Genomic DNA, 6,123 nt, shown 5'->3' with positions numbered 1-6,123 from the left:
CCGCGCAGCTCTCCGACACCGGCGTGCTGTCCGCGATCGCCCACGCCCAGGAGACCGCGGGTCTGCTCGCGGCGGCCGCCCGCCGCGGCGGCCGCGCGCGGGGGGCCCCCCGGGGGGGGGGGGGGGGCGGCGCCCCCCCCCCCCCCCCCCCCCGGCTCCACCAGGTCCGCCGTCCCCGTTTGCCGACGGCAACGATGCCCCGACCCTACGGGATCGCCCGTGACACGGGCCCGGAGCCGCGGCCGGAGTCGATCCGACCGCCGGTACGAGGAGCGGCCCAGGCTGTCAGGCTGTCAGGTCAGCGGGCGGGGGTCGCGAAGTCCTGCGTCCAGTAGGTGCCGTAGGGCCCGCCGGTCGCGACGCCCACGCCGATCCGGGTCAACGCGCAGTTGAGAATATTCGCCCGGTGCCCGGGGCTGTTCATCCACGCCGGCAGGACGGCGTCCGGGTCGCGCTGACCGGCCGCGATGTTCTCGGCAGCGACCGAGAAGGCGAAGCCGGCGGCGGTGATCCGGTCGAAGGGGGTGCGGCCGTCGGGGCTGTCATGGCTGAAGTAGGCGGCGACCGCCATGTCGACGCTGTGCGCCTGGGCGACGGCCGTCAGCACCGGGTCGATGGTCAGCGCCGGGCAGCCGGCGGTTCGCCGCTGCTCGTTCGTCCTCGCGACCACGTCGTTGGGGTGACTGCCCGCCGGCGAGGCGGCCGGCCCCCGGGTCGTGGTCGTGGGAGCGGGTGCGGCAGCGGGAGGCGCGGTGGTCGGCCAGCCGACCGGTGGGGGCGGGTCGTGGTGGGGGGGGCTTCCTGGGCTGTCCTGCGGCGCCGCCGCGGCGACCGACGACGGAACCGATGTCGGGCTGGGGCCCGGCGCGGTGATCGGCGCCGCCATCGGGTACGCCGGGCCGCCGCGGTCAGCGGCCGGAGTCGGGGTCGCGGGACCCGTCGGAGACGAATGCGCCGGTGATTCGGCTGTGGCCGGCTGTGTGGCTGTGGCCGGCTGACCGCTCGCGCCCACCTGCGGGTTGCATCCGGACGCGCCGACCAGGCACAGGATCGCGAGTGGCAACGGGACGAGCAGGATGCCCGCGGCGGAGCGCGGGCGGGTGGCGGGGTGGGGAAGAGAGGAGATCCGGCCCCGGAGAATCCGGGACCGCGGGTGCGTGGGTCGCATCGATTCCTTCGCTCGGTCGGCCCCCCCGACCTCGCCACTGGATCGAATGGCTAGCAAGGCCTGGTCAGCATCGACCACGTCCCCATCCAGATGGCCTACCCGAAGTGATCGGGTAGCAGCACGATCGAGACTACCCGTCTGGTCGCCCATCTGGGCAACCAGGTACCTGGGGCAGCCCGGGGAGCACGGAAGGACAACGAAAGGGATTCAAGCAACTACCCTTGGTTATCTCGAGGCGCGGCGAAGAAACGGCGGGTAGCGAGGTCTACAGCGCGCTGCTACCCGGATGCGCTGGTATCGACGTCTCGGCCGTCACCCTCGGCCTGCGGTCGACAGCCGTGGGGACACCGCGAGGCGCGGCCGGGTCAGCGATCGGCAGAACCGGCGACAGCCGGCGGCTCACCCTCGAAGGCGGTCGGCGGTGTCGGATCGGGAGTCGCGCTGCCGGCCCGCCGGCGAGCGGAGCGCCGACGGAGCAGTTCACCGCCAGCCCCCGCCAGTACGGAGACGACCACCACCACCGCCGCGAGCCAGCCGGCAGCGTCGCGCAGGCCAGGGATGCCCGCCGCCAGGTAGCCCAGCAGGATCAGCCCGGTCCCCCACACCAGCGCGCCGGCCACGGCGGCGACCAGGAAGCGGGACCGCGGCATGGCAACCGCGCCGGCGAGCACGGGGGCGAAGGTGCGCGCCCACGGGACGAACCTGGCGGCAACCAGCGTCACGGACCCGAAGCGACGGTAGAACTCCTCCGTGCGGACGAGGGCAGCGGCGTGCCGCCGTTCCAGGAATGGCCGGCCCAGCCGCGCGCCGGTGTAGTAGCCCACCACCGCGCCGAGACTGGCGGCGGCACCGGCACCGACGGACAAGGCATAGATGGACACGTCCGTGTCGGCGTCCGCGGCGACGAGGCCGGCGGCGAACAGGATGGTGTCCCCGGGAAGCCAGAACCCGATCAGGACCCCGCTCTCGATAAAAATCATCGCGAACAGGACGGCGTACAGCGTCGTTCCGGACAGACCGCCGACATCCACCTGTCCAGTGTGCCGGGTCGCTCGCCGCAGCGGCGTCCACCCCACCAGCTCCCGAGGTCACGGACCACACCCGCACCGGCCATGACCTGGTCCGCACGGGCCAAGCGGCGCGCCGTCGACCCGTCCCGCGTCCCGCTGGAACCCCGGCGGCGCTCTCCTCTCTCCCTGCGCCGCTGCCGCGCTCCTCTCTCCTTACTTCCTCCTCTCCTTGCTTCTCCGTCGCGTCGCGCTCCCTATACCCCGCGCTCCTCCGACGCGTACCCGACGCCGGGCCGCCGCCTGAGCGTCCGCGGCGTTCGCGACGGGCGAGTGGACCAGAGGCAGGGTCACGTTCCGGCCATCGGACCGGCGGACGACATCAGGGCTCGAATGATCACTCCGAACGGTGGGTAAGGGCGCCGCGCGCGCCACATCCGCGGGTAAACCGCCCGCGGGGCAAGTCCGTTCGGGACCGAGACCGATGCCCGAACGAGCCCAGCGCACATTGCCCCGGCGACGTCCGCCGCATCCGACCACCTGAACGACGCGCGCCGTCATACCCTTCGCCCACCGACAGTCAGCCGGCAGGCCTGCGGCCCGTTCCGGTTGGCCTACGCCGCCATCAATGGCTGATCGGCGCCCCGACAGCTTCGACAAGGAGCCCCACCGATGCCCATCGCCACGCCTGAGATCTATGCCGAGATGCTCGACCGGGCCAAGGCCGAGGCCTTCGCCTACCCTGCGATCAACGTCAGTTCGTCGCAGACCCTGAACGCCGCCCTGCGCGGATTCGCCGAAGCGGGCAGCGACGGAATCGTGCAGGTGTCCACCGGGGGCGCCGAGTACCTGTCCGGCTCCACGGTGAAGAACATGGTCCTGGGCGCCGAGGCCCTGGCCGAGTTCGCCCACCACGTCGCGAAGGCGTACCCCGTCAACATCGCGCTGCACACCGACCACTGCCCGGCCGACAAGCTCGACACCTACATCCGGCCGCTGATCGCGATCTCGCGCGAGCGGGTCGCCGCCGGTCGGAACCCGCTGTTCCAGTCGCACATGTGGGACGGCTCGGCCGTCGAGCTGGAGGAGAACCTCAAGATCGCCGAGGAGCTCCTCGCCGACGCGGCCGCCGCCAAGATCGTCCTCGAGGTTGAGATCGGCGTCGTCGGCGGCGAGGAGGACGGCGTCGTCGGCGCGATCGACGAAAAGCTCTACACGACCCCCGGCGACATGTGGCGGACCGCGGAGGTCCTCGGGTCCGGCGAGAAGGGGCGCTACCTGCTGGCCGCCACCTTCGGCAACGTGCACGGGGTGTACAAGCCCGGCAACGTCAAGCTTCGTCCTCCGATCCTCCGCGAGGGTCAGGAGCACGTGGCACAGAAGCTGGGCCTGGCCGCTGGAGCCAAGCCGTTCGACCTCGTCTTCCACGGCGGCAGCGGCTCGGATCTCAGCGAGATCCGGGAAACCCTGGACTACGGCGTCGTGAAGATGAACGTGGACACCGACACCCAGTACGCATTTACTCGCCCCATTGTGGACCACGCTTTCAAGAACTATGACGGCGTACTCAAGGTGGACAACGAGGTCGGGTCGAAGAAGGCCTACGACCCGCGTACCTACGGAAAGCTGGCCGAAGCGAACATGGCGGCTCGGGTGGCACAGGCCTGCGAGGATCTCCGCGCGACGAACCGGTCACTCGGCCGCGCATAACAGGTCTACTACACCGGGTCGTCGCCCATCGGAGCCATCCGCGCCCGGAGGAGGACAGTCGGGCATCTTCGCCGAGCGTCTCCACCGAGTGTCTCCGCCGGGCGCCGTCCGGAGCGCGCCGAACCGCCACGCCGAACCTGCCTGCCGCGTCTCGGTTTCTGCACCTTCGGCCCATCCGCCGGACCACTGCCGACCGGTTCCCGCCGTCTTCGGCGGAGCGCCGGGCGATTCCGGCGGACCGCCGGATTCCGGCCGGGGACGCTCGACCATTCGCATGACGGACCACACGGAACGGACATCCCGTTCCGCCCGGCCCACCAAAGATCCGCGGAACGTCCCGTACCATCCGGTCCTTCCAGGTCCCCCAGTTGCTCCATGCAACTGGGGGACCACTGCTTTTCACCAAGTGGTCCACTTTGGGTCCGCCCCGCGCGCACTCTGGTGACCTGCAGGTTTCGGCCGGATCAACCCGCAGGTACCGGACGTGTCCCCATGACCATCGCCACCTACCCGACGAGGACATCCGGCCCGTTCCGCCTCGACAGGAAAGCCGGACTACCACCCTGTGTACACGAACAAGCACTGAGCGCGAGAGAATCACAGCAATGTGAGTCGTTCAACCACATCCGTTGCACTTCTCACATAAGACGCCCCGCGACCCCCCACCGACGTATCCGGCCTTTGCCCTACATCGGGCCGCCAACCCCAGCGGAGACCGGCACGGGCATGTGACACATTCGGTGCGGATCGCCACTCTCCGCACGAGTTCGACCATCGGCAAACTCGGTGATCAGGCGGGCACAATTGCCCCTCCGCACCACTCAGCCAGGTTGATGAGCGGGCGCGCACGCGCGATACCAGTCGCTTACAGCGTCCTCAAGCAGGCGCGCCGAGTGTGCTCTTTTTCACGCACCCTATTCAATGCTTGGCGACTCGCCGAGCGGCGTGGTTATGGTCTTCGCCGTGCCGCCGACAACGTGCGGCATTCGTCGGGCGGCACGCCGAATCCTGCCCCCGACCGACGATTTCTACAGACCGGGCGGCAGGAACGGGGGAACCATCTCCGAGCATCGAAATGATTCGATGCTCTCGGGGTGAAGCCATGAGCGACGAGCGCCCGAACGGCGTTTTGGTGCGTGCACACGTCCCCAGGAGATTCCTGGCATGGCCGGGCAGTTCCCAGTCCGAATCCGACAGCTCACCTCGCAGGCGTGGGGAAGGACTACAAACACATGTCCGACGCACGTACCAGTGGTCGACAATGGAGCGCCGGCACCCGTATCCGGGCGCGGGCCCTCATGGTTGCGCCGGTCCTCGCGGCAGCGGTCGGCGGCTCGCTCGTCGTCAGCCAGCCGGCAGAGGCGGCCACGACCTGGGCGGGTCTGCGGCAGTGCGAGTCCGGCGGTGACTACACGACGAACACCGGCAACGGCTACTACGGCGCCTTCCAGTTCTCCGCCAGCACCTGGCACAGCCTGGGATACTCCGGGCTGCCGCACGAGGCGCCGCCAGCGGTCCAGGACGAGGCCGCGCTCCGGCTGGCCCAGCGGTCCGGCTTCGGCCAGTGGCCCGTCTGCGGCCGCGGCATGGGCGCCGACCAACTCGCGGGCGGCGTCTCGGCGCCCACCGCGGTACAGGCATCACGCACGGCACAGCGCAGCGATCTGACCGTCACCCCGGCGGTCGCGTCGACACCCAACTACACCCGTATCCTCACAACCGCCCTGAGCGGGCAGGACCGTGCCGACGTCCGCGCGTGGCAGTCGCGGATGAGCCAGATCGGTTACCCGCTCGCGGTCGACGGACACTACGGCCCACGCTCGGCCGCCGCCGCGCGCTCACTGCAGGCCGCCAGGGGGCTCGCCGTCGACGGCATCGTCGGCCCGGCGACCTGGCAGGCCACCTTCGGCTGAGGCGCACCTCACCCGCGGCACGCCCTTCGGCCGATTGCCGCGCCGCCAGCCGGCACCCATCGCAACCAGTCCGACCGGCCCTGAACGCGGGGACGCGCGTCACGGCGGCGGACTGACATCTCCACCCGGCGAGACCGGCCGGGACGCACTCCCGCCCAACCCGACCGGCCCACGCCGACACCCGGACGATCTCCGAGGTACGCGGTGAACGGGCCGGTCGGGGGGGGGGGCCCCCCCCCCCCCCCGCGGCGGCGAGGCCGACCAGGGCGAGTGCGGTGCACGCCGGGGCGAGCGTCCCGCCGCTCCAGTGAGCGGCCAGGGGGGC

At 71.0% G+C, this 6,123-nt stretch carries 5 protein-coding genes and 1 riboswitch; of the genes, 3 read left to right on the top strand and 2 right to left on the bottom strand.

Annotated features, from left to right (window positions below; translation table 11 throughout):
- Positions 1-335: hypothetical protein (locus MXD60_RS28405; RefSeq protein ID WP_248822771.1), on the top strand; the 335-nt coding region annotated here is incomplete at its 5' end.
- On the opposite strand, the gene MXD60_RS28400 is transcribed toward MXD60_RS28405, so the two are convergent.
- Together MXD60_RS28400 and MXD60_RS28395 are read right to left on the bottom strand one after the other, a co-directional pair.
- The gene (locus MXD60_RS28400; RefSeq protein WP_248822770.1) at positions 299-886 is read right to left on the bottom strand and encodes a CAP domain-containing protein; all 588 of its coding nucleotides are present in this window, start codon (positions 884-886) and stop codon (positions 299-301) included. The genes MXD60_RS28405 and MXD60_RS28400 overlap by 37 nt on opposite strands.
- Positions 887-1,533: 647 nt before the next feature.
- Positions 1,534-2,199, bottom strand: coding sequence for a DedA family protein (locus MXD60_RS28395; RefSeq protein ID WP_248822769.1), 666 nt, complete (start codon positions 2,197-2,199; stop codon positions 1,534-1,536).
- A 648-nt stretch (positions 2,200-2,847) separates the two neighbouring features.
- Here MXD60_RS28395 and fbaA point away from each other — a divergent pair.
- Both fbaA and MXD60_RS28385 read left to right on the top strand, forming a co-directional pair.
- Entirely contained in the window at positions 2,848-3,885 is a 1,038-nt protein-coding gene (gene fbaA / locus MXD60_RS28390) for a class II fructose-bisphosphate aldolase (protein ID WP_248822768.1), read from the top strand.
- 991 nt (positions 3,886-4,876) lie between these two features.
- A riboswitch (cyclic di-AMP (ydaO/yuaA leader) is annotated at positions 4,877-5,110 on the top strand.
- Positions 5,111-5,117: 7 nt separating this feature from the next.
- Positions 5,118-5,798, top strand: a complete 681-nt coding sequence (locus MXD60_RS28385; protein ID WP_248822767.1) for a transglycosylase family protein — start codon at positions 5,118-5,120, stop codon at positions 5,796-5,798.
- Positions 5,799-6,123 lie beyond the last annotated feature (325 nt).

Origin of the sequence: Frankia sp. AgB32 (assembly GCF_023243045.1) — a bacterium.
Classification (GTDB): Bacteria; Actinomycetota; Actinomycetes; order Frankiales; family Frankiaceae; genus Frankia.
This window is presented reverse-complemented; position numbering and strand designations above follow the sequence as displayed.

Bases quoted from the DNA above. Each gene is read 5' to 3' on its own strand.
- MXD60_RS28400 (WP_248822770.1), bottom strand. From the start codon at position 886: ATGGCGGCGCCGATCACCGCGCCGGGCCCCAGCCCGACATCGGTTCCG.
- fbaA (WP_248822768.1), top strand. From the start codon at position 2,848: ATGCCCATCGCCACGCCTGAGATCTATGCCGAGATGCTCGACCGGGCC.
- MXD60_RS28385 (WP_248822767.1), top strand. From the start codon at position 5,118: ATGTCCGACGCACGTACCAGTGGTCGACAATGGAGCGCCGGCACCCGT.